The sequence below is a fragment of the Streptomyces sp. NPDC048331 genome (assembly GCF_043201215.1).
GTDB lineage: Bacteria > Actinomycetota > Actinomycetes > Streptomycetales > Streptomycetaceae > Streptomyces.
This window is the reverse complement of the sequence record NZ_JBICYT010000019.1, coordinates 1-17,831: the sequence shown is the minus strand read 5'-3', so window position 1 is coordinate 17,831 and position 17,831 is coordinate 1. Positions and strand designations below refer to the sequence as shown.

Genomic DNA, 17,831 nt, shown 5'->3' with positions numbered 1-17,831 from the left:
AGGTGCAGAATCAGCAGCCGTCATACTTCCAGACGCCGCCCTCCCGCGCCCACGGCTGCCCGGTCTGATTCAGCTTGGGCACCGAGTAGGTGTAGGTCACCCGGGCCATGTCGCCGGCCAACTGGTCGACAGCCAGCGTCTGGATCTCTTGCTTGCCGTACGCCTTCGCTGCGGTGTCGACGATTCCGGCGAAGATGTCCGCGTCCCCGGCCTTCGCGGCGCAGCGCTTGGAAAGGGCGGTGTAAGCGGCGGCGCCGTCGGGCTTGAAGTAGGCGGCGGAGTAGGCGCGTACGGCCTTCTCCAGGTCGGCGCGGGCCGGGTCAGCCTTCGGGGCGGCCGCGGTCGGGCTGCTGCTGGCGGCCGGTTCAGCGGGCTTGGGGTCGCTGTTGGCATTGGTGCAGGCGGTGAGGGCGAGGAGCGCGGCGGCCGTGGCGAGGGCGGCGGTGGTGTGGTGTCGGTGCATCGCGCCATGGTGGCGGGGTTGGGGTTGTAGCGGGGTGGCTGTGACGGACCTGTGACGTCCGGGGCGGGCCGTGGACATGGAAGAGCCCCGCCGCACGGGGGACGTGACGGCGGGGCTCTTCTAGGGCGCCCCCTCGCGGTACTGCGCTCCGCTGCGCCTAGCGCGGCCGGTACGGCACCCCTCGCGCTGGCTTGATTCAGTCGGTCGGCCGCCACTCGGGGCGGTAGCCGGGGTGGTCGGCGTACGGCAGGGCCAGCAGGCGGAGGATCGGGAGGAGCTTGTCGTCGTACCACCACGGGTTGTCCGCGCCGTGGTCCTCCAGCTCGCGCGCCACGTAGTCGACAATCTGGCGTTTGGAGTCGAGGTCCGCCAGTTCCCAGTCGCCGACGTTCGGCTCCGAGGTGTCGATGGCCGACTGCACGTTGGCCCTGCCCTCGTCGAGGCGGGCGCGGAGGAACTGCACGAGGTCGTCCACTACCGCACCTCCGGCTCGGCGAGCGCAACATCGAGACGGTCGCGTAGGGCTCGCGCTGTCTCGCGGGTGAGGAGCACATCCGCATTGGGCCCGTCCCAGAGCGCCAGCCGGATGCGGTCGTGGAACGTGGTGGTCGCGACGTCGACCACGGTCATCGGCTCGCCCTCGGCGCGGTAGTTGGCGGCCTCGCTACTGGCGTCGAGTGCGTAGATGTCGGGGCCGGGAACGCTGGACCAGATGCTCATGCCGTCCATCATCCCTCCTTGCGGGCGCCCGGGGTGGGCTTCGGCGGGGTCGGGTAGTGCCCGCCGCGGGACGCCGAGTAGGTCGTTTCGTGCCGGGTGTCGGGTCGGGTCTCGGGCTTCATGGGCATGGTCTTGCGGAGTGCCATGATGGCGGTCCTGTCTCTCGTGAGGTGACGGGGTGTCCGGGGCGGCCGTGTCTTGGCGGATGGCGGCCGCCCCGGATTCAACGGCCGGCGCGCTGGCGCTTCATCTCGGCCGCGATGTCCGAGTGCGTGGCGCCGAGGCTGATCGCGCGGCCCATCGCGGCTACGGCGATGTGCGGGTCGGTGAGGCAGTCCGGGCCGCCGTGCTCGATAAGGGCGCGGGCGACTTCTTCGATGGCCTGCTGCTGGTCCATGTGCTCCTCCTGGTGGTGGATCAGACGGTCTACGCGCGACGCTCGCCCGCGACCCGGATGACGCTGCCGCTCTGACCGATGGGCTCTACGCGTAGCCCCTCTCGGGGGGCGGGGGGCGCCGTGTTGTTGGTGTTGGTGTTGGCCGCTGAGCTGCACAAACAACCCCCAGAAGGGGCACCGACGATGGAAGCCGAGAGGGGCGGTACATCGTCGTGATGGACGCCGGGCCCGTTCTTGCCGCCCGCGCGGACCCCGGTACGGACCGGGATGCCGGCCTCGTCAAGGAGCGCACGGACGGCCTTGGTGTCCGGGAGCCCGGCGGCCTCCTGAAGCTGGGTGAGGCGGACGTGCTCGCCGCCAGCGGCAAGGCCCTGGAGGGCGGCGACGATGTCCACCTCCACCGACTCGGGCTCGCCATCAGGGCGGCGGAACCGGGCCGCGAGCTCCTTGGCCTTGTGGACCGCGCGGGTGGCCAGCAGGCCGGCCACGAAGTAGGCGGACTCCGGTACGGCGTAGGCGATCGTGCCGCCTGCGGCGAGGGCGACGGCGAGGACGCAGCCGCCCGCGACCCGGCCGTCGCCCTGCGCCTCGGTCGGGGGCTGCCCGTCGGCGGTCACGAGATCATCCCGGTGAGCCAGGCCCCGGCCAGGTTCGCACCGGAGGCGAGCGGGACGGCCGCGTACCGGGCGATGCTGCTGGTCAGACCGAGGCCGATCCCGGACAGCCAGCCACGCCACTTCGAACCGGTGGCTCCGCGTCGGCGGCGGGCGATGAACGCGGCGAGGACGAGGGCGGTCATGAATAGGCCGCCCTGGGTGAGAGGTGCTGCGGCCGAGCCGGGTGCGGTGCCGGTCTGGGCGCCAACGCCGTAGATGAGCAGGCCGTCGCCGAAGGTGTTGAGGCCCCAGAGGGCGGTGTCTCCGGCCCAGCCGACGATGCCGCCGACGACCATGACGGTGAGGGCGCCGATGGACCAGCAGATGAGGAACGGGAGGAGCTCGCCGAGCTGAGGGAGCGGCCGCGACTGGAGGGTCTTGACGCCGGGGTACCAGACGGCGATCTCCCAGATGAGGAAGATCAGGCCGAAGAGGACGGCGCCGAGCGTGGGCGTGATCATCGGTGGCTCCAGAGGGCGGCGACGAGGATGGTGGCGAGGGTGACGCCGGCGACGGTCCCGACGGCGGGCGCGGTGTAGGCGTGGCGTGCAGCCGGGGGCGCGAGTGCGGTGAGGACGAGGGCGGCCGCGATGGTGACGAGCGGCAGCAGGAGGATGGCAAGGAGCTGCATCAGGCACTCCGGGGAAGCTGCGGCTGGATGCGTTGCGCGCGGCGCTGGCCGATGCGCAGCTCGGTTTGGAGTGTGCGCAGGGATGCGGGCCGGCCGGTGGCCGCGAGTGCGGCTGCGTTGACTGCGAGTGCGGCTACGAGGAGCTGCGCATCCGCATCCGGGTCGGGGATGGCGGTGACCGGCTGCGCATCCGAGACGGCTGCGCAGCCGGCTGCATTCGGGGTGTGACCTGTGGTGGATGCGGCTGCATTCGGCTGTGGGGCGGCTGTGGCGGGCGGCTGCGGTTGTACGGGCGGAGGGTCGAGTCGGGGTGGCGTGGCGACCGCGACCGCCTCGTCGGCTGCGGCCTCGAATGCAGTCTCGGGCTGCGGCTGCACCGGCGGGAGTGCGAGTGCAGCCGGGCCGCCGAGCATGACGGCGAGGGCCGCATCCGCACCCGACTGCAACCGGTCGCGCTGCACCCCGACGAGCTGCGTACCAAGCTGCGCATCCCCCACCCCGGCCCGGCGGATGAGGCGCCAGGCCCGACGCTCGGCCATCCACCGCACCGTCGCGCTGGGGTGGTTGGCGGCCACCGCGCGCAGGGTTGCGAGACGCTGCACGGTGTCGGCGTTGCGGCGCAGCGCCTCGGCGTCGACTCCGGTCCGGTGGATGACGATCCGGCGGGCCAGGAGCCCGAGCCCTTCGGCGGCGACGCTCATGGCCATGGGGGTGACGGCGTACACGGAGGCTTCGGTGAGGTTGTCGGCGGCGCTGATCCCGGTGGCGGATGCGGCGACCGGGGCGGCCCACAGTCCGATGCGGACGACGGCGGGGACGGCCTGGCCGAGCATGGTGAGGCCGACGACGAGGAGCGCGAGGATCAGGGCGACGCCTTCGCCGGCGGCGACGACGCCGAGGGCGGTTTCGGAGCGGCCGAGTTCGGCGCGGATGTTGGTGTAGGTGCCGAGGCCGCCGGCGATGCCTGCTCCGATCATGGGGAGGGCGGTGGCGGCGAGGATCCACTGTTGGCCGCGGGTCAGGCGGTCGCTGTTCACGGGTGCTCCGGGGCGGACGGGGCCGGGCTCGCGCGAGGCGGGCCCGGCCGGTCGGGGCGGGGTCAGATCTCGTTGCGTTCGAACGCGAAGTACAGGACGGCGTGGTCTGTCATGTCCGGGTTGCTGCGGACGAACTCGGTCATGGCCCAGTCGAAGGCGTCCATGCGGGTCCACGCGGCGGGCGGGGTCAGAGTGGCGGTCCAGGTCTGGGTCTTCAGCCCCTGGCGGATGGTGGCCTGCGCGGTGACGAGAACGAAGTGGGTGGGGGTGCCGGGTTGGGGCATGGCTGCGCTCCTTGGCGGTCAGTGCTGTTTGGCGAGTAAGGCGCGGATGTCGGCGGCGTCGGCGTAGTCGCGGGCGCAGGCGGCGACGGTGGCGGGCTCGGCGAGGATGCTGTTCTCGCGCGGGGTCCGGTCCGGTTCGGGCGCGGCGGGCACGGTGGGCTTGTCGATCACGTCAGGCTCCCGGCAACGGCGGCCAGGCGGAGTACGTATTCGCCGCGGGTCTCGCCGTGGCGGGGGGTGGGCATTGCGGTGACGAGCGCGGCGTGGAGGGCGCTGTGTCGGGCCCGGTTGACGCGTCCGGTGCTGCTCGTGTGCTTGAGGTGGGCCCAGGCCGTGGAGCTGGTGATGTCGTCGAGGTCGTCGAGGGTGCAGACGGCCTCGGGCGTCGTTGTGCGGATCGACTGGGCGATGCGATGCATGAGGGTGTGCAGGGTGGCCGGGTGGGCGTCGGCCCGGCGGAGGCCTTCCTCGGCCTGCTGCTGGGCGCTCACCGGGTGCCGGCTGAGTCGAGGAGACCGCAGATGATCGGGACCTGACGCACGTCGTCCTCGTCGGGGTCGTTGTGGTCCCAGTCGCAGGCGGCGGTAACGGTACCGAGGCTGGGGACGCGGACGGTGAGGGTGATCCGGGTGATCTCGGTGACGGTGCCGTCGAAGCGGGGCTCCAGGACGGTGCGGCTGGTGATGGTGCCGCCGCGGTGGTCGTAGACGGCCTGGAGTTCGTGGGGGGACCAGACGTTGATGTGGAGGGCGGTCTCGCCGAGGTGGGTGTCGATCCTGGACCAGGTGAGGCCGAGGGCGCGGCGGGCGCGCTGGCCGAGGAGGGTGCGGGCACTGTCGCGGCACTGGAGCGGGCGGATACGGTTGGGCATAGCTGTCCCCTGTTCAGGCAGGTGGCGGCTGGCCCCGGCCGGGCTCTCACACACCGACCGGGGCCGTTCTGTGTTGCTGGTTCGACCGTAGCGAGAAGTGTGGACAATGTCCACACCTCGTTGAGAGGATGGCCCATGCCCGAAACCCCGGAGGAGAGGGAGGAGCCGGAGACGATGACGATCCCGAAACTGGCCGCGCGGGTGGGGAGGAGCCGGACGCTCATCCATCGGCTGGCCACCGATCCGGCCGAGGGGTGGCCCGCGCCCGAGTTCCGGCCGGGATCGTCCCGGCCGCAGTACCCGGTGGCGTGGTTCGACAGCTACTGGGCCGAGCGGCAGGCCACGATCAGGCAGGGGCGCCGTACCGACCTGGAGCAACCAGGCCAGTGACACGCCTGAGCCCCCGGCCCTTCGCGGGTCGGGGGCTCCGTGCTGTCCTCGGTGGCGGTGCGCGCCGAGCCGGGTCCGGCCGCGTAGGATCCGCCGGTGGCTATCGAACCCTCTCCCGAATTGATCGACCTCCAGCGCGCCGCGAACGCGGCCCGCGTCCAGTCGCTGGCCGGCCCGTACAGCCGTGAGGCGTGGCGGCCGTGGCTGGAGGCGGCCGAAGCCGTGCAGGCCGCGGTGACCGAGCACGCGAAGGCGGCCGGGGAGGACCGGTACAAGGTCGAGGTGGCCGTCAAGAACGCGGCCCGCGAGCCGGCCGAGGCCTGACGCGCCGCCGCCCCACCGGTCGCTGTCCCCGGGGCCGGGGTCCGGTAGGGCGGGAACGAGGTGCGAGGCAGCCCGCCTCAACCCGTGAATGGGATACGAACAGGCTAGCGGCGGCCACCGGCAACCGGGGACCCGCTCGGGATGCCGCCTCGCCCGACCGCCCGCAGGCTGGTGGGATGGACCATGCGCCGATCCTCGTGCACCGCATCAGCCCGTCGGGCGGCCGGCGGGTCGTGATCCGGGTTCGCGGGGTCGACACCGTCCTCGGCGTCGCCTACAGCGACCGGGACCTGATCGAGTTCCTGCGGCGCATCGACTTGCCCGACCCCGACGAGCTGGTGCTGGGTGACTCGGAGGTGATCGCCTGGCAGGGCGGACGGCCGCACGTGTACGCCGAGCCGGACGAGGGCTGACCCGCCCACGCCCCGCCTTCCGGGGAGCGGCCGGAGGGCGGGGCGCAGCCGGGTTCAGGCCGCAATCACCCCGGCCTCGGTCCACAACGCCCCGCAGCCGGTGCAGCGCGCGCACGGTGTCGCCCCGGCCCCGCCGTACACCTCGATCCGGCCACCGCAGGCGCACGGGTGCTGCTCGCCCAACTCGGTCATGCGGTTGCTGTCGGTGTCGAGGGCGGCCTGCGCCCGGGCCAGGGCTTCGGTGGCGACCGCCCGAACGTACCGGGCCTGGACGTCGGTGAGAACCCGGAACGGGCCCGGCCGGCGCTCGACGCGGGCGAGGAGCCACAGCGCGGTAAACGTCGCCGGCGGGGTGCTCCGCCCGAACCTCCAGCGCCGCCGGTCGGCCAGGTCGGCGCGGGAGACCGCGGTGCGGCGGGCCTGGTCGGCGGCCGGCCAGTCCGGGCCGGGGAGCGGCACGGGTTCGATCTGTACGGCGGCGGCGGTGACTTCAGCGCAGTGGGCGAGGGCGGCTTCGATGGCGCGCATGGTGTCGTAGATGGCGAGGTTGAGGGGGACGGGCCGGTTGCCGAGCTGTGACGGGTCGCGTTCTTCGGCGCGGAGTGCTGCGGCTTCGGCCGGGTCGTGGTGGTCGATGGCGGCGAGGTAGGCGCGGAGGCCGAGGCCGTAGGCGCCGTGGATGGGGCGGTCGCCGAGGGCGGTGTGGAGGTCGGGCCAGAGGGTGATGAGGGTGCGGAGGGTGGTGTTGGTGTTCATCGTGGCTCCGGGTGCTGGTCGGCCGGTATCTTGATCAGCACCTGGGGGCGTGCCCGGTCTTGGCGGACGGTGGGCGCGCCCCTCGCGCATGCTCAGGCGGGCGTCCAGGTGACGGAGCCCTCTTCGACGTAGCCGTGGGCGCGGCTCTTGCCGGTAGGTTCGAACGTCTCCTCGTCGTGCTCGGCGAGATAGTTGGTCCAGAAGCTGACGCGGGCGCGAGCGGCGCCGATGGAGCCGTAGGGGCCTTCGTGTTTGGTGGTCTGGGTGCCGTCGCGGTTGGTGATGGTGATGACGGCGCGGAACACGGTGGCGTCGGCGGCCATGCCGATCGAGCGGGCCATGGTCAGTCCTCCCAGTGGATGTCGTTGGCGGCGAAGGCGCGGACGATCGCAGGGTCGTCGCGGTAGTCCTGGAGGCTGTCGAGTTCGGTGTCCCAGTCCTCGGCCTGGAGGTCGGCGATGAGCTTGGTGAGGGTCTTCTCCTTCACCTCGTCGCTGGCCCCGGCTTCGATGAACCCGTCGGCGACGTTGTTGAAGACGCGGTAGGCGGATCCCCAGCCCATGGCTACTTCCCCTTCGGCTGCTGCTTGGTGGAGGCCCAGATCAGGGCGATCAGGACGGCGGTCACGCAGATGACGATGACGCTGGTCTGGCTCACAGGGTGGGCTCCTTCGGGTCGTCGAGGGCGGCGAGGGTGTTGCAGGGGTGCGCGCCTGTCGCGTACTCGCAGCCCACGCAGTACGTGATGTCGCCGGGGGCATCGGGGTTGGGAAATGACGATGGGCTATGCAGGTTTCGAACCTGGCCGAGTGCGGCTTCGGCAGTGCGAGCGCGGGCGGCCCAGCGGCGGGCCTGGAGGATCGTCGAGGCTTGGGCGCGCTGCATTCGGGAGACGGTGCTCCCGAGGCGTGTGGCGCGGAGGTGGGCCGCGCAGAACGCCCTTTCGGCAGTGGCGAGCTGCCGGGCCAGCTCGGTCTGTTGCGCGGCGTCGAGCATCTCGTACAGGGCATCGAGGGCGTCGCTGGTGATCGTGTCGACAGTGTGCCGGGCGGGTTGTTCGGTCACAGGTAGCTCCCGGTGGGGACGTCGTCGATGGGTCGGGGTGCGGGTTCGTCCCACCATTCGGTGGGCGTGCCGGTGTCGTCGTAGCAGGGGCAGGTGCCGGGTTCGTCGTCCCAGCCGCAGGCGGCCGGCTGGTAGGCGCAGGGCGGAAGGTGGCCGGTCACGACGTGGCCCGGCGGGTGCGCCCGCTGTACCAGGGCAGTGCGAGCCCGTCGTTCTCGACGCGGGGGACGAGGTGCAGGTGGAGGTGAAACACGGACTGGGTGGCGGCCCGGCCCTTGCTGGTGATCAGGTTCATGGGGCCGCTGTCCTCGGCGAGTTCGGCAGCGCAGAGCATGGTCACGGCGGAGACGTAGGCCTCCTCGGTGAAGTCGACGACGTGAGCCTTGGGGATGACCAGCAGGTGGCCGTCGACCACGGGGTTGAGGGGAACGATGGCGATCGCGTCGGGCCAGTCGCGGACGATCGTGGCGGGCGCACGGCCGGCGATGATCTCGCAGAACGGGCAGTCGGTCATGTCTGGTTCCTGTCGGGCTGGCCGAGGATCTCCCGGGCCACGGCAAGGGCGTCGTGGGTGTCCTGGTCGAGGGCGCCGTCCTGGAACTGGTCGCCGAGGTGCTGCTCAATCTCGTTGGCCTGGAGGGCCTTGTGTTCCAGGAGGGTGGCGAGCGGGGCGCCTACGCCGTCGGGGGTGATGGCTCTGCGCAGCAGGGTGGCGGCGGCCATCAGGGTCTCGGCGGGGGTCATCGGCTGCTCCCGGTCGTGGTGCACGGTTCGGCGGCGTCGAGGAGGGCGAGGGTGTGCTGGAGGAGGGCGCGGCAGATGACGCGCTCGCGGGGGTCGGTGACGGCCATGACGTCGATGGCGGTGAAGGTGTCTCCGTCGCTGGCGGCGTATACGAGGCCGGGGGTTCGGAGGGTCCAGGGCAGGGTGGTCATCGTCGGTGTTTCCTTCGTCGGTTGGTATCTGTGCCCCATGAGGTCGCGGGGCGGGCTGTACGGCGTGCTCGCAGTGCGCGGGCGGCGTCGTCGTCTTGGCGGTCGCGGCGGCGTCGTCCGGCCGCGAGGAGGGCGCACACGGCTGTTGCGGTGAGCGCCCATCCGGTGCAGGCGAGGAGGAACACGGTCACGGCTCGTCCAACGGGGTGACGCGCAGCTTGGGGACGGGAACGGGCGGGCGCGGGTCATGGCGCGTCCTCCACTCCCGCCACGCCTCGACGGTCTGTCGAGGCCGGGTGGTGAGGAGTACGGCGATCTGGCAGGCGTACACGGGCTGCGCCATCCACCACCGCCACTCGCGGCGGGAGAAGCCAGGCCGGCGCCAGGGGAAGCGGTCAGCCCAGTCGGAGAGGCGTCGCGCGGGTCGGGTGCGGCCGACGAGGTAGCCAGCGGCGGCCGCCACGGCGAGGAGGAGCGGGGTCAGCACGACTGCTCCTCGGTGGGCATCTGGAAGCGGCCGCAGACGCAGCGGGGGACGGTGCACCCGGTCTTGTTGTCGTGCCAGTTGAGGGTGTGGTCGCAGGCGTCGCAGGGCGTGGCCAGGTAGACGGCTACGGAGGGTGCGGGCTGCTGGCTCATGCTCCGGCCCCCTCAGCGGCCGGCGTGACGGTCCACGTGCGGTCGGCGCGGCGGGTGATGGTGTCGCCGTAGCGGGCGACCTGCCGGGTGGGCCCGGAGCCGATGCGGAGGCCGACGCAGGTGGTCTTCTGGCCGACGAGTTCGAAGTAGCCCTTGGCGTAGATGCCGTCGCGGTCGATGGCGTCGTCGATCTCGGGGAGGTTCTGGGGGGTGAGGGTCCAGGTGCGGGTGTTGGTCACGGCGCGGGTCCTTTCGGGGTGGTGGGTGCGGGGTGGGGGCCGGCCGTCCAGCGGGCGGGGTCAGGCGGGCGGCGCGGCGGGAGTGTGCTCCTCCAGCGGCCTGGCGCAGCGGTCGCAGCGGATGTGTTCGCCGACGTACTGGACGCAGCGGGCAGCGGCAGCCAGGGCCTCTCCGGTAGAGAACGCGGTCTCGAAGCAGCGGGCGCAGTGCCGGTCGCCGCAGGGCTTCCCGCCGTGATGGGCTTCGGTCTGGCGGTCCAGCTCGGCACGGATTTCGGGGTTCTTGACGATGCCGTCGGCGATCCAGAAGGCGAGCTTCCAGGTGTCGACGGAGAGGTTGATCTCCTGGGCGAGCAGGTGGCGGAGGCGGTCATCCGGCGGCGGGTAGGTCATGGTCTGCTCCTGGTGTCGTGGATGCTGGTGGGTGGCCGCCCCGCATTGCCCGCGGGGCGGCCGTGCTGTTGCGGGTCAGCGATGGCCGGCCGTCCAGCAGTCGGGGCACAGGTCCCGTCCGCCGGGGCGCTGGTGCCAGCCGTCGGGCCGCCGGATCCGGCGCACGTCGGTGACAGTTCGGGCGGCCGGGGAGTGCGTGGCGTTCGTACAGTCGGGGCCGTCGCAGTTGACGGCCGGGAAGTTATCGGCGCTCATTCGGCGGCCACCGCTTCGACGAGCGCGCGGGCCAGGGTGGGCGGGCAGGCGTTGCCGATCTGCTGGGAGATATCGGCTCCGGACCATGGCCAGTCGGCGGGGAAGCCTTGGAGAACACAGGCCTCGGCCGCAGTGAGCCGGGGGAGTTCGCGCCCGTCGGGGTCGACGAGCCGCAGCCGGGAGATCTTCCCGGTGACGGTGAACGCCGGCTCGTCGCAGTCCCGGCGGCCGCGCGCCTTGGGGTCGCCGCCTGTGCCGTAGTTGGAGATCACGGTGAACGGGCCGCGGTCGGGCAGGACATCGGCCATCGACACCCACGGCAGCAGCGCGGGGTCTCCGTCGGCGCGTGGGACGCCGCGACGGTACGGACGGTGCGTCGGGGCGGGCAGGGCGACGGGAGTCCCGTAGCGGGCCAGCAGGACGGCTCGGCGGCGGGTCTGCGGCAGCCCGTACTGCTCGGTGCGCAGCACGCCGGTGGCAACGGAGTAGCCGCGCCCGGCCAACACCTCGGCGTAGGCCTCCCAGACCGGGGCCACCGCGGGTACCTGCTCCAGCACGACGGCCTCGTACCGGCGGCCGAGTCGCTCTGCCTCCAGGAGCCAGCGCAGCGGCTCCAGCACGAGGCTGGTGCGCTTGTCCAGCCCGGCCGGCGGCAGTACCTGCCCGTCGACACCGGCCTGCTTGACCGCGGCGACGATCCGGTTCAGCTGCGCGCGCCCGCTGCCGGGACCGGCGCCGGAGAACGTCTGACACGGCGGGCCCCCGGCGAGCGCGTTGGCGTCGGGGAAGTCGGCCGGGCCGTACTGGCGGACGTCGCCGTGGACGGTGGCCAGGCCCGCGGCGTGCCGGGTGGCGACGGCGTTGGTGTCCCACTCGATGCCGACGGACGGGTGGCCGGCGGCGTGGATGCCGTGGTCGAGGCCGCCGGGGCCGGCGAACAGGTCGGTGAACAAGTAGTGCACGAGGGTCCTTCCTGGGCGCGAGGTCGCTCCGGAACCGGGTGGCCGGTCAGGCGGTGTCGAAGAGGCTGGGTTGCCGGCCTGAGAGTCGGGCTGTGGTGATGCGGGCGTAGGGCTCGTGCTGTTCGATGCCGATCGCGCGCATCCCTTCGTCGAGGGCGGCGAGGAGGGTGGTGCCGGAGCCAGCGAACGGATCGAGAACGAGGCCGCGGGGTGGGGTGATGAGGCGGACCAGCCACCGCATCAGCGTCAGCGTTTGGGGGTGGAGTGGCTGACGCCGTCGACTTCGATGCGCTCGGTGGCTGGGGTTTTGCTTCCCAGTCGGAATATCGGAAACGTCGACCGTGCGGCGTTGACCTCTCGGACCGGGCAGCTGGGAGCGCAGGGGCCGTCGCAGTCGTGGCCGAGGAGTATGTTCGTGGGCCAGCCGCCGCCGGATGCCGGGCAGGCTGCGGTGTTAAGGCCGCCGACACTGTGCCGGAGGAGTCCGCCGACGAGGGAGTCGTAGCCGGTGGACTTGCGGGCGAGGACGATCGGGTCGTGTGCCGGCCGGAGGGCGGTGTTCCAGCCTTCCCAGCCGCGGGCTTCCTCGGAGGCTGCTCGGGATTTGACTCGGTGTCCTGAGTAGCCCTTGTACAAGCCGCCGGCGCGGGCGGGTTCCTGCCGCTCGCTGATGATCTCGCGCTGGGTGAAAGCCTCCCCGACGGTGCCCTTGCGGGTCCACAGCTCGGTAAGGATGGGGCGGATGTCGGAGTCGTCGAAGGCGAGGGCGTCCTGTAGGCGCGCCCACTGCTCTGGGGTGGGAATGGCCGCCGAGACGCCCTGCGTGGTCCAGTGGTGGGCCTGTCCTGCCCGGTGGAAGCCGAAGAGGGCGTTCAGGCGGGCGGTCGTCCAGCCTGCTTGGTCACGGGCTTCCTTGAACCAGGTGGTGACTTTGAGTACTTGCTCGCGGTCGTCGCGGTGCCGGTCGATGGCCCGGGCGAGGTCGGCGCCTTTCGGCTTGCCGTGGGTGTAGATCCAGTCGAGTTGGTCGATGATCCGGAACCCGCCGTCTTCGACGGCGACGGCCATGCGGTGGTAGGTCCGCGGCGCCCCGAACGAGATCAGGTGGCCGCCGGGCTTGAGGACGCGGAGGCACTCGGCCCACATGGGTGCGGAGTAGGCGATGCCGGTTGAGTCCCAGGTCTGGCCGGCGATGCCGATTTCGTAGGGCGGGTCGGTGATGACGGCGTCGATGCTGTTGTTGGGCAGGGTGCGCAGCTGGGTGTGGGCGTCGCCGAGGAGGAGTTGGGCGGCGCCGTCGTCGTAGTACGGCGGCTCGGTCATGGGGTGCCTTTCAGGCGGCGTCGGGGTGGCTTCCGGTGGTGGGGTCGCAGCTGAGGCAGGTGTCGTATCCGCGGTCGAGTCGGTAGCCGTGGAGTTGGTGGCCGCAGATGGTGCAGTGGGGGGTGGAGGGGGTGTCGTTTTTCTCGTCCTCCCCCACACCTCCCCCCTCCCTAGAGGGGGAGCGGGGGGAGGGAGGTTTTGATGGGGCATCCCCCGGACCTCCCCCCGTGTTTGGGGGGATGTCTGACCTGCGGTTTTGGTCGAACTCCCCCGGGGTCCCCCCGGTTTCGGGGGGAGTTGGGCTTTCAAGATCGCGGGGGAGGTCCGGGGGGAGGGCATTCCGGGAACAATCGGACAGGAACTGTTCCGGTGTGTCCGGTTCTGCGTCGTACGCCCCAACATGGGCGCCCGAAATGACATCCCCCGTCCCGGTCTGCACCTCGTCAAAGCTGTTCCGGCGCTTCCGGAAACGGACGGCATCCTCGATCGTCCCCTTGCGGATCTGGATCCCGGCCTCGGTGCACCACTTGTGGACCCGCGGGCTGCCCCACGTCAGTGGAACGTCCGCCTTGTCGAGCACCGTCACGAGCCACTCCGTCGTGCCCGGCTCCAGCGGCCGGGGCCGCTCGTCGAGGGACTCCAGCACGACGGAGGTGACCGGCCGGCCGTCGGGCTTCCTCTCGCCGTCGAGGGTGATCACCTTCAACGCGAACTGGAGGTCAGCGCCCTCCTCGGAGTCCTTCTGCTTGCCGACCTTCATCGTCACGATGATGTTCTTGGCGCTGTCGCCCTTCTTCGAGACGTGCATCTCGGACTGCAGGGCGCCCTTGGCGGCGGAGGCGCCGCGGCCGTGCTCGCCGATGTGCCCGGTGTGGTGGATCGGCAGGACGCAGGCGCCGGTGGCCCGGCGGAGGTCGTCCAGGCGTTCCACGACGATCCCGAGCTCGGTGTTCGAGTTCTCCTCGACGCCGACGGACACACGGGCCTGGGTGTCGATGATGATCAGGGAGGGGGCCAGGCGGCGCATGGCCTCGATCCACACGTCCCACTCCGGGCCACGGGTCTGGATCGGGCGCGGCAGGAAGAGGACGTTGTCCATCTTCATTCCGTGGTGCTTCTCCCAGGCCCGGACGCGCTGCCGGATGCCTGCCGCGCCTTCGGCGACGAGGTAGACGACAGTGCCCTGGCGGACGTAGTGGCCGTGCCAGTTCTTGCCGGTGGCGATGTGTCCGGCGATGTCGATGACGACGAACGACTTCATGTGCCCGGACGGGCCGATGATCCGGGCGAGGGAGTCGAGGAACAGGAGGTCGCCGAGGAGGGGTTCCAGGGCGGGCATGTGGTCGAGGGCGTTCGTGTCGAGGAGCTCGGCGAGGAGCGCATCGACGGGATCGCCGGAGCGGCCGGCCTGGCGTTCCTGCTGGCGTTTGAGGTAGTCGTCGATGAAGGTGGTGGTGCCGCCGGGCTCGGCGTCCGGGGCGGTGGCGCGCTGGACGATGCGCCGGCCGAGGTCGGCCTCGGCGCGCAGCTCGGCAGCGGCGCGAACCTTCTCGGCGTAGTAGGTCGGGTCTCCCGAGACGTAGTCGGCGAGCTGGATGATGAAGGGGAGGCCACCGGCGCGCTGGAGTTCCTTGCAGCGGTCCAACTCGATGCGGAGCGCGGCGGGAGTGGTGGGGTTGCCTGCGTCGTAGAGGCGGCCGAGCGCGTCCCAGACCACCTCGTGGGAGGGGTGGACGAAGTCGGAGCGGTTGATGATCTCGCGCAGCTTCTTGATCCAGCGCGCGTCATGGATGCAGTCGCCGAGGACGTACAGCTCGGCGTCGCTCTGCTGGGGCACACGCTCGTCCGCCTGCTGGTGCGGGAAGGGGCGGACGTTCTCCACTCGGGGTCTCCTCAGAACAGGGTGGTCGGCTCGGCGGTGCAGCGGTGCTCAGTGACGTGGTCGAACGGGCAACCGGCGGGGTGGTCGCGGCCGGTCCAGGCGAGGTGGGCCGGGGTGTACGGGCTGGCCTGGCGCAGGCACCAGATCAGCCGGTTCGGTTCCCGTACCGCGGTCTGCTCGGCCGGGGTGAGTGGCGTGAGGTCGGCGATCACGTGGAGGGCGGCGATCCGGCCGACCCATTCGCGGTGGACGGGGGCCCGACAGCGGACACAGCGGGTGCTGCTCGCGCTGCCGGGCCCGGTCATCAGGCCGCGTGCTCGTCAAGGGTGCCGTCGGCGGTGCGCCGCTGGTACAGCTCCCGCATCAGCCTGCGGACTTCGTCCTCGTAGACGGCGCCCGCCGCGATCTCCAGGTCGGTGACCCGCAGCTTCACCGTCGGGTTCTTTTCCTCGTCGGGGCCCGGCTCGGTCCGCTCGACGTGGGCGAGCTCGACGACGGCGATCCAGCGGCCCTTGCGCTGCTTGAACATCTGGTCGGCGTGGGGTTCGAGGGCTTCGGCGACGTCGGTGAGGATCTTCGAGTCGAGCTTGACGTCGGCGTCGATCCGGATGGGGGTGCTCATGCGGCTTGTGCTCCTTCGGTGACGGTGTGAGAGCTGGCGTAGTGGTCGGCTCGGATGGTGGCGACGAACCGGATGACGGCTTCAGCGCCGGTGACTTCGGGGGAGACGTACTGGCAGGGAATGCACTCGTAGCGAGCGCGGGGAGGGTGGGCCCAGCGGCCGGATTTCAGCTGCTGGCCCATGTCGATGAACAGGCCGCCGGTGATGCGGAGGGTGGTCACGCGGCATCTGCGGTGACCCGCGCTTCGCGGACCACCCGGTCGGTGAGGTGCTGCCAGGCGATGCACCGGTCGTAGCCGCAGGCCCTCGTGACCGGGCCCACCGGCTCGCGACCATGACCGAGTTCGAACGCGAACCGGGCCACCAGCTTGGTCCGCCCGTTGATGCTGACGGCAGGGTTCACGGCGTTGGACTGCCACTCGACGTGCCCGCCCTCGGTCGGCCGGGCGCCGGACGCGTACACCTCCTGCGGAGTGATGCCCCGCAGCCGGACCGTAGGCAGGCCGAGGAAGTGCCGGCGCCGGTGAACGGTGGTGATGGACAACCCCAGGGACTGGGCGATTTCGACGTCGCGCATCGTTGCTAGCCGGAGCACCCGATCCAGTTCCGGGTAGAAGTCGGGATTCTCGGCCTCCGCCACGACTCCGGCGGCCCGGCCCCGTTCCAGGGCGGTGAGGCCGCCCCGGACGCCAACGCGGGCGTATACGGGCGCTTTTCCCTCGTCGGCGAGCGCTCCGACCAGACAGGGGTTGTGGACGGGGCAGGTGCGGCAGATCCGCTTGGCGGCCTCGTCGCACTCGTCGCCAGTCTCGTCCTTGGGAAAGAAGACGTCGTAGCGGCCCGCGCAGGCGGCCTGCTCGCGCCAGGTCTCAGACCGGGGCGGGTTGTAGGCGAGGTGGTAGCTCATCAGGCTGCCTCCTTCCGGGATCGAAGCCGACGGCGTTCGCGTTCTGAGGTGCCGCCCCAGATGCCGTACTGCTCGCGGTTGGTGAGGGCGAAGTCGAGGCAGTCGGGGCGGACTTCGCAGGCGAGGCAGGTGGCCTTGGCGGCGACGGTCGATCCGCCCTTCTCCGGGTAGAACTCTTCGGGGTCGGTTTGGGCGCACAGCCCGTCGGTCATCCAGTCGGGCAGCGGGGTGATCACAGGGCACCCCCGGACAGCAGCTCGGGCCACGTGCAGCCAGCCAGCGCCCGCCGGTGGGAGGTGGGCACCGACTTCAGGGGGTGGCCGAGCCAGTCGTGCCCGGCCGCCATCGCTGCGTAGGCGTCGGCCTCGTCGTAGCGGGCCGTGCCCTCGGTCAGGTGCCCGTACCGGTCGGCGATCGCGGACCGGATCTCGCCTTTGGACGCGCGGCCGTTGCCGGTGGCGTACACCTTCAGGGAGCTGGGCGGCATCACGGCGTAGGGGATGTGGTGCCGGTAGCAGTAGAGGCGGACGATGACCCGCAGGCCGGCCAGGTCCTCGTGGCCGGCGAGGTGGGCGTGGCCGTAGGAGGGGCCCTCCATGACGACGAGGTCGGCGAGCTTGATGTAGTCGGCGATGGCGGTCTGGAGGATGCGGAGCCGAGCGTCGCCGCGGGTCTTGGTGCGGATGTTGGCGGTCCAGCCGTCGCCGGCGATGCCGGTGGAGGTCAGGCTGAGGTCGAGCCCGACGACGAGCTGACGGGGATTGGTGCCCGCGACCGGGAGGGTGAGCGGCATCCCGGTCGCGGGGGTCACGGTGGCGGTCATGTCATGCACCATCCGGAGTCACAGAGGCCGTCGGCCTCGTCGAAGATGGGGAGGAGATCCACGCCGTCGGGGATGGCCTCGCGCAGGGGACGCCCGAAGCGCGTCAGGTAGACGTGGTCCTTGCCGAGTTCGTCCCGCCGCGCGTTCAGCAGCTCTTCCAGCTGGCAGGACTTCTCGAACAGGTCCGGCTCGTCGCGGCGCTGGTCGTGCCAGGTCTCCGGCCGGTGGAACGGACAGAAGTAGCAGCTGCTCTTGGGGGGTACGGGGAGACCGGCTTCGCGGATGATCCGAACGCAGTCGGTACGCCTCAGCCCGAGGTCGAGCAGCGGGTAGACGATCTCCTCGTGCGGCTCGGTGCGCCGGTTGTTCGCCCGATGGATTTCGTCGACGCTGATCCCGATGCCGATCGTGGCCGGCTGGCCCTTCGTGGCCCCGCGCCGCTTCAACTCCTTGGCGATCACTTTGATCTTGAAGTCGGCGGTGCAGGATCGGGTGCCAGGGGCGCCGTTGGACATGCGCACCGGGATCGGGAGGGACCTGGATCCCTCGCGGGTGAGGCGCTTGTGCAGCGTCTCGATGGTGCCGTCCCGCTTCACGCGGTCCAGGACGACCAGCTCGATTCCGTGGCGCTCGGCATACGGCTTGTCGTGCTCGTCGAGGTAGCGCATGGTCGCCGGGTTCTCGGAGTCGTCGCCCACGTTCGCCATGAGGAACGTGCGGAAGTCGATCCGGCTGGTCGCGGCCAGGACGAGACACCTTTCCCTGCGGGTTGCCTGCCGCGCGAGAGCTCCCGGCGACTGTGCTGTGACCTGCGACCTGCTGGTTTGCCCTGACGTCACCCCTTT

General features: G+C 71.2%; 40 protein-coding genes. 3 read left to right on the top strand and 37 right to left on the bottom strand.

Features of this window, described 5'->3' with window-relative positions; all coding sequences use genetic code 11:
• Positions 1–10: 10 nt before the first annotated feature.
• The 13 genes from ACGFYY_RS25300 to ACGFYY_RS25240 form a co-directional block, all read right to left on the bottom strand.
• Positions 11–463 (bottom strand): hypothetical protein, encoded by a 453-nt coding sequence (locus ACGFYY_RS25300; RefSeq protein WP_393712641.1) that lies wholly within the window; start codon positions 461–463, stop codon positions 11–13.
• Between the two features lie 196 nt (positions 464–659).
• Positions 660–938 (bottom strand): DUF6221 family protein, encoded by a 279-nt coding sequence (locus ACGFYY_RS25295; RefSeq protein ID WP_393712639.1) that lies wholly within the window; start codon positions 936–938, stop codon positions 660–662.
• On the bottom strand, positions 938–1,183 hold the full coding sequence (locus ACGFYY_RS25290; protein WP_393712637.1) for a hypothetical protein: 246 nt from the start codon (positions 1,181–1,183) through the stop codon (positions 938–940). Before ACGFYY_RS25290 ends, ACGFYY_RS25295 begins: the two co-directional genes overlap by 1 nt.
• 8 nt (positions 1,184–1,191) lie before the next feature.
• A complete protein-coding gene (locus tag ACGFYY_RS25285; protein WP_393712635.1) occupies positions 1,192–1,329 on the bottom strand; it encodes a hypothetical protein in 138 nt (45 codons plus the stop codon).
• A 77-nt stretch (positions 1,330–1,406) separates the two neighbouring features.
• Entirely contained in the window at positions 1,407–1,580 is a 174-nt protein-coding gene (locus ACGFYY_RS25280; protein WP_393712633.1) for a hypothetical protein, read from the bottom strand.
• 29 nt (positions 1,581–1,609) lie between these two features.
• Positions 1,610–2,197 (bottom strand): hypothetical protein, encoded by a 588-nt coding sequence (locus tag ACGFYY_RS25275; protein WP_393712631.1) that lies wholly within the window; start codon positions 2,195–2,197, stop codon positions 1,610–1,612.
• On the bottom strand, positions 2,194–2,697 hold the full coding sequence (locus ACGFYY_RS25270; protein WP_393712629.1) for a hypothetical protein: 504 nt from the start codon (positions 2,695–2,697) through the stop codon (positions 2,194–2,196). Before ACGFYY_RS25270 ends, ACGFYY_RS25275 begins: the two co-directional genes overlap by 4 nt.
• Positions 2,694–2,867, bottom strand: a complete 174-nt coding sequence (locus ACGFYY_RS25265; protein ID WP_393712627.1) for a hypothetical protein — start codon at positions 2,865–2,867, stop codon at positions 2,694–2,696. The genes ACGFYY_RS25270 and ACGFYY_RS25265 overlap by 4 nt, the downstream gene beginning before the upstream one ends.
• Positions 2,867–3,904 (bottom strand): hypothetical protein, encoded by a 1,038-nt coding sequence (locus ACGFYY_RS25260; protein ID WP_393712625.1) that lies wholly within the window; start codon positions 3,902–3,904, stop codon positions 2,867–2,869. Before ACGFYY_RS25260 ends, ACGFYY_RS25265 begins: the two co-directional genes overlap by 1 nt.
• A gap of 62 nt (positions 3,905–3,966) precedes the next feature.
• Entirely contained in the window at positions 3,967–4,188 is a 222-nt protein-coding gene (locus tag ACGFYY_RS25255; protein ID WP_393712623.1) for a hypothetical protein, read from the bottom strand.
• Positions 4,189–4,206: 18 nt separating this feature from the next.
• Complete coding sequence (locus tag ACGFYY_RS25250) at positions 4,207–4,359, bottom strand: hypothetical protein (protein ID WP_393712621.1); 153 nt, start codon at positions 4,357–4,359, stop codon at positions 4,207–4,209.
• A complete protein-coding gene (locus tag ACGFYY_RS25245; protein WP_393712619.1) occupies positions 4,356–4,679 on the bottom strand; it encodes a hypothetical protein in 324 nt (107 codons plus the stop codon). The genes ACGFYY_RS25250 and ACGFYY_RS25245 overlap by 4 nt, the downstream gene beginning before the upstream one ends.
• Positions 4,676–5,059, bottom strand: a complete 384-nt coding sequence (locus ACGFYY_RS25240; protein WP_393712617.1) for a hypothetical protein — start codon at positions 5,057–5,059, stop codon at positions 4,676–4,678. The genes ACGFYY_RS25245 and ACGFYY_RS25240 overlap by 4 nt, the downstream gene beginning before the upstream one ends.
• A 135-nt stretch (positions 5,060–5,194) precedes the next feature.
• Here ACGFYY_RS25240 and ACGFYY_RS25235 point away from each other — a divergent pair, with 135 nt between their 5' ends.
• From ACGFYY_RS25235 to ACGFYY_RS25225, 3 genes are all read left to right on the top strand, one after another.
• Complete coding sequence (locus ACGFYY_RS25235; protein WP_393712615.1) at positions 5,195–5,449, top strand: hypothetical protein; 255 nt, start codon at positions 5,195–5,197, stop codon at positions 5,447–5,449.
• A gap of 96 nt (positions 5,450–5,545) precedes the next feature.
• Positions 5,546–5,773, top strand: a complete 228-nt coding sequence (locus tag ACGFYY_RS25230) for a hypothetical protein (RefSeq protein ID WP_393712613.1) — start codon at positions 5,546–5,548, stop codon at positions 5,771–5,773.
• A gap of 176 nt (positions 5,774–5,949) precedes the next feature.
• Positions 5,950–6,186, top strand: coding sequence for a hypothetical protein (locus tag ACGFYY_RS25225; protein ID WP_393712611.1), 237 nt, complete (start codon positions 5,950–5,952; stop codon positions 6,184–6,186).
• Between the two features lie 54 nt (positions 6,187–6,240).
• Here the strand turns inward: ACGFYY_RS25225 and ACGFYY_RS25220 are convergent, their stop codons facing one another.
• The 24 genes from ACGFYY_RS25220 to ACGFYY_RS25105 all read right to left on the bottom strand — a co-directional run bounded on the left by ACGFYY_RS25220 (position 6,241) and on the right by ACGFYY_RS25105 (position 17,693).
• Complete coding sequence (locus ACGFYY_RS25220) at positions 6,241–6,942, bottom strand: hypothetical protein (protein WP_393712609.1); 702 nt, start codon at positions 6,940–6,942, stop codon at positions 6,241–6,243.
• A gap of 92 nt (positions 6,943–7,034) precedes the next feature.
• The gene (locus ACGFYY_RS25215; protein ID WP_393712607.1) at positions 7,035–7,283 is read right to left on the bottom strand and encodes a hypothetical protein; all 249 of its coding nucleotides are present in this window, start codon (positions 7,281–7,283) and stop codon (positions 7,035–7,037) included.
• Between the two features lie 2 nt (positions 7,284–7,285).
• The gene (locus ACGFYY_RS25210) at positions 7,286–7,504 is read right to left on the bottom strand and encodes a hypothetical protein (protein ID WP_393712605.1); all 219 of its coding nucleotides are present in this window, start codon (positions 7,502–7,504) and stop codon (positions 7,286–7,288) included.
• Between the two features lie 91 nt (positions 7,505–7,595).
• On the bottom strand, positions 7,596–8,006 hold the full coding sequence (locus ACGFYY_RS25205) for a hypothetical protein (protein WP_393712603.1): 411 nt from the start codon (positions 8,004–8,006) through the stop codon (positions 7,596–7,598).
• Complete coding sequence (locus ACGFYY_RS25200; RefSeq protein ID WP_393712601.1) at positions 8,003–8,167, bottom strand: hypothetical protein; 165 nt, start codon at positions 8,165–8,167, stop codon at positions 8,003–8,005. The genes ACGFYY_RS25205 and ACGFYY_RS25200 overlap by 4 nt, the downstream gene beginning before the upstream one ends.
• Positions 8,164–8,520, bottom strand: coding sequence for an HIT family protein (locus ACGFYY_RS25195; RefSeq protein WP_393712599.1), 357 nt, complete (start codon positions 8,518–8,520; stop codon positions 8,164–8,166). The genes ACGFYY_RS25200 and ACGFYY_RS25195 overlap by 4 nt, the downstream gene beginning before the upstream one ends.
• Positions 8,517–8,750 (bottom strand): hypothetical protein, encoded by a 234-nt coding sequence (locus ACGFYY_RS25190; RefSeq protein ID WP_393712597.1) that lies wholly within the window; start codon positions 8,748–8,750, stop codon positions 8,517–8,519. Before ACGFYY_RS25190 ends, ACGFYY_RS25195 begins: the two co-directional genes overlap by 4 nt.
• Entirely contained in the window at positions 8,747–8,941 is a 195-nt protein-coding gene (locus tag ACGFYY_RS25185) for a hypothetical protein (protein WP_393712595.1), read from the bottom strand. The genes ACGFYY_RS25190 and ACGFYY_RS25185 overlap by 4 nt, the downstream gene beginning before the upstream one ends.
• 187 nt (positions 8,942–9,128) lie before the next feature.
• Positions 9,129–9,428: a hypothetical protein gene (locus tag ACGFYY_RS25180; protein ID WP_393712593.1), complete on the bottom strand. Its 300-nt coding sequence runs from the start codon at positions 9,426–9,428 to the stop codon at positions 9,129–9,131.
• Positions 9,422–9,580, bottom strand: coding sequence for a hypothetical protein (locus tag ACGFYY_RS25175; RefSeq protein WP_393712591.1), 159 nt, complete (start codon positions 9,578–9,580; stop codon positions 9,422–9,424). Before ACGFYY_RS25175 ends, ACGFYY_RS25180 begins: the two co-directional genes overlap by 7 nt.
• Positions 9,577–9,819: a hypothetical protein gene (locus tag ACGFYY_RS25170; RefSeq protein ID WP_393712589.1), complete on the bottom strand. Its 243-nt coding sequence runs from the start codon at positions 9,817–9,819 to the stop codon at positions 9,577–9,579. Before ACGFYY_RS25170 ends, ACGFYY_RS25175 begins: the two co-directional genes overlap by 4 nt.
• Positions 9,820–9,879: 60 nt before the next feature.
• Positions 9,880–10,212: a hypothetical protein gene (locus ACGFYY_RS25165; RefSeq protein ID WP_393712587.1), complete on the bottom strand. Its 333-nt coding sequence runs from the start codon at positions 10,210–10,212 to the stop codon at positions 9,880–9,882.
• Positions 10,213–10,287: 75 nt separating this feature from the next.
• Positions 10,288–10,467, bottom strand: a complete 180-nt coding sequence (locus tag ACGFYY_RS25160; RefSeq protein ID WP_393712585.1) for a hypothetical protein — start codon at positions 10,465–10,467, stop codon at positions 10,288–10,290.
• Entirely contained in the window at positions 10,464–11,429 is a 966-nt protein-coding gene (locus tag ACGFYY_RS25155) for a DNA cytosine methyltransferase (protein ID WP_393712583.1), read from the bottom strand. Before ACGFYY_RS25155 ends, ACGFYY_RS25160 begins: the two co-directional genes overlap by 4 nt.
• Before the next feature lie 46 nt (positions 11,430–11,475).
• Positions 11,476–11,670, bottom strand: coding sequence for a DNA methyltransferase (locus ACGFYY_RS25150; protein WP_393712581.1), 195 nt, complete (start codon positions 11,668–11,670; stop codon positions 11,476–11,478).
• Positions 11,671–11,675: 5 nt separating this feature from the next.
• The gene (locus tag ACGFYY_RS25145; RefSeq protein WP_393712579.1) at positions 11,676–12,752 is read right to left on the bottom strand and encodes a DNA methyltransferase; all 1,077 of its coding nucleotides are present in this window, start codon (positions 12,750–12,752) and stop codon (positions 11,676–11,678) included.
• A 10-nt stretch (positions 12,753–12,762) separates the two neighbouring features.
• The gene (locus ACGFYY_RS25140; RefSeq protein ID WP_393712577.1) at positions 12,763–14,634 is read right to left on the bottom strand and encodes an AAA family ATPase; all 1,872 of its coding nucleotides are present in this window, start codon (positions 14,632–14,634) and stop codon (positions 12,763–12,765) included.
• Positions 14,635–14,645: 11 nt separating this feature from the next.
• Entirely contained in the window at positions 14,646–14,939 is a 294-nt protein-coding gene (locus tag ACGFYY_RS25135; RefSeq protein WP_393712575.1) for a hypothetical protein, read from the bottom strand.
• Complete coding sequence (locus ACGFYY_RS25130) at positions 14,939–15,256, bottom strand: hypothetical protein (RefSeq protein ID WP_393712573.1); 318 nt, start codon at positions 15,254–15,256, stop codon at positions 14,939–14,941. Before ACGFYY_RS25130 ends, ACGFYY_RS25135 begins: the two co-directional genes overlap by 1 nt.
• Positions 15,253–15,477, bottom strand: coding sequence for a hypothetical protein (locus ACGFYY_RS25125; RefSeq protein WP_393712571.1), 225 nt, complete (start codon positions 15,475–15,477; stop codon positions 15,253–15,255). The genes ACGFYY_RS25130 and ACGFYY_RS25125 overlap by 4 nt, the downstream gene beginning before the upstream one ends.
• On the bottom strand, positions 15,474–16,163 hold the full coding sequence (locus ACGFYY_RS25120) for a WhiB family transcriptional regulator (RefSeq protein WP_393712569.1): 690 nt from the start codon (positions 16,161–16,163) through the stop codon (positions 15,474–15,476). The genes ACGFYY_RS25125 and ACGFYY_RS25120 overlap by 4 nt, the downstream gene beginning before the upstream one ends.
• Positions 16,163–16,375, bottom strand: a complete 213-nt coding sequence (locus ACGFYY_RS25115) for a WhiB family transcriptional regulator (RefSeq protein WP_393712869.1) — start codon at positions 16,373–16,375, stop codon at positions 16,163–16,165. The genes ACGFYY_RS25120 and ACGFYY_RS25115 overlap by 1 nt, the downstream gene beginning before the upstream one ends.
• 20 nt (positions 16,376–16,395) lie before the next feature.
• On the bottom strand, positions 16,396–16,986 hold the full coding sequence (locus tag ACGFYY_RS25110) for a hypothetical protein (RefSeq protein WP_393712567.1): 591 nt from the start codon (positions 16,984–16,986) through the stop codon (positions 16,396–16,398).
• Complete coding sequence (locus ACGFYY_RS25105; protein ID WP_393712866.1) at positions 16,983–17,693, bottom strand: phosphoadenosine phosphosulfate reductase; 711 nt, start codon at positions 17,691–17,693, stop codon at positions 16,983–16,985. Before ACGFYY_RS25105 ends, ACGFYY_RS25110 begins: the two co-directional genes overlap by 4 nt.
• Positions 17,694–17,831: the final 138 nt, after the last annotated feature.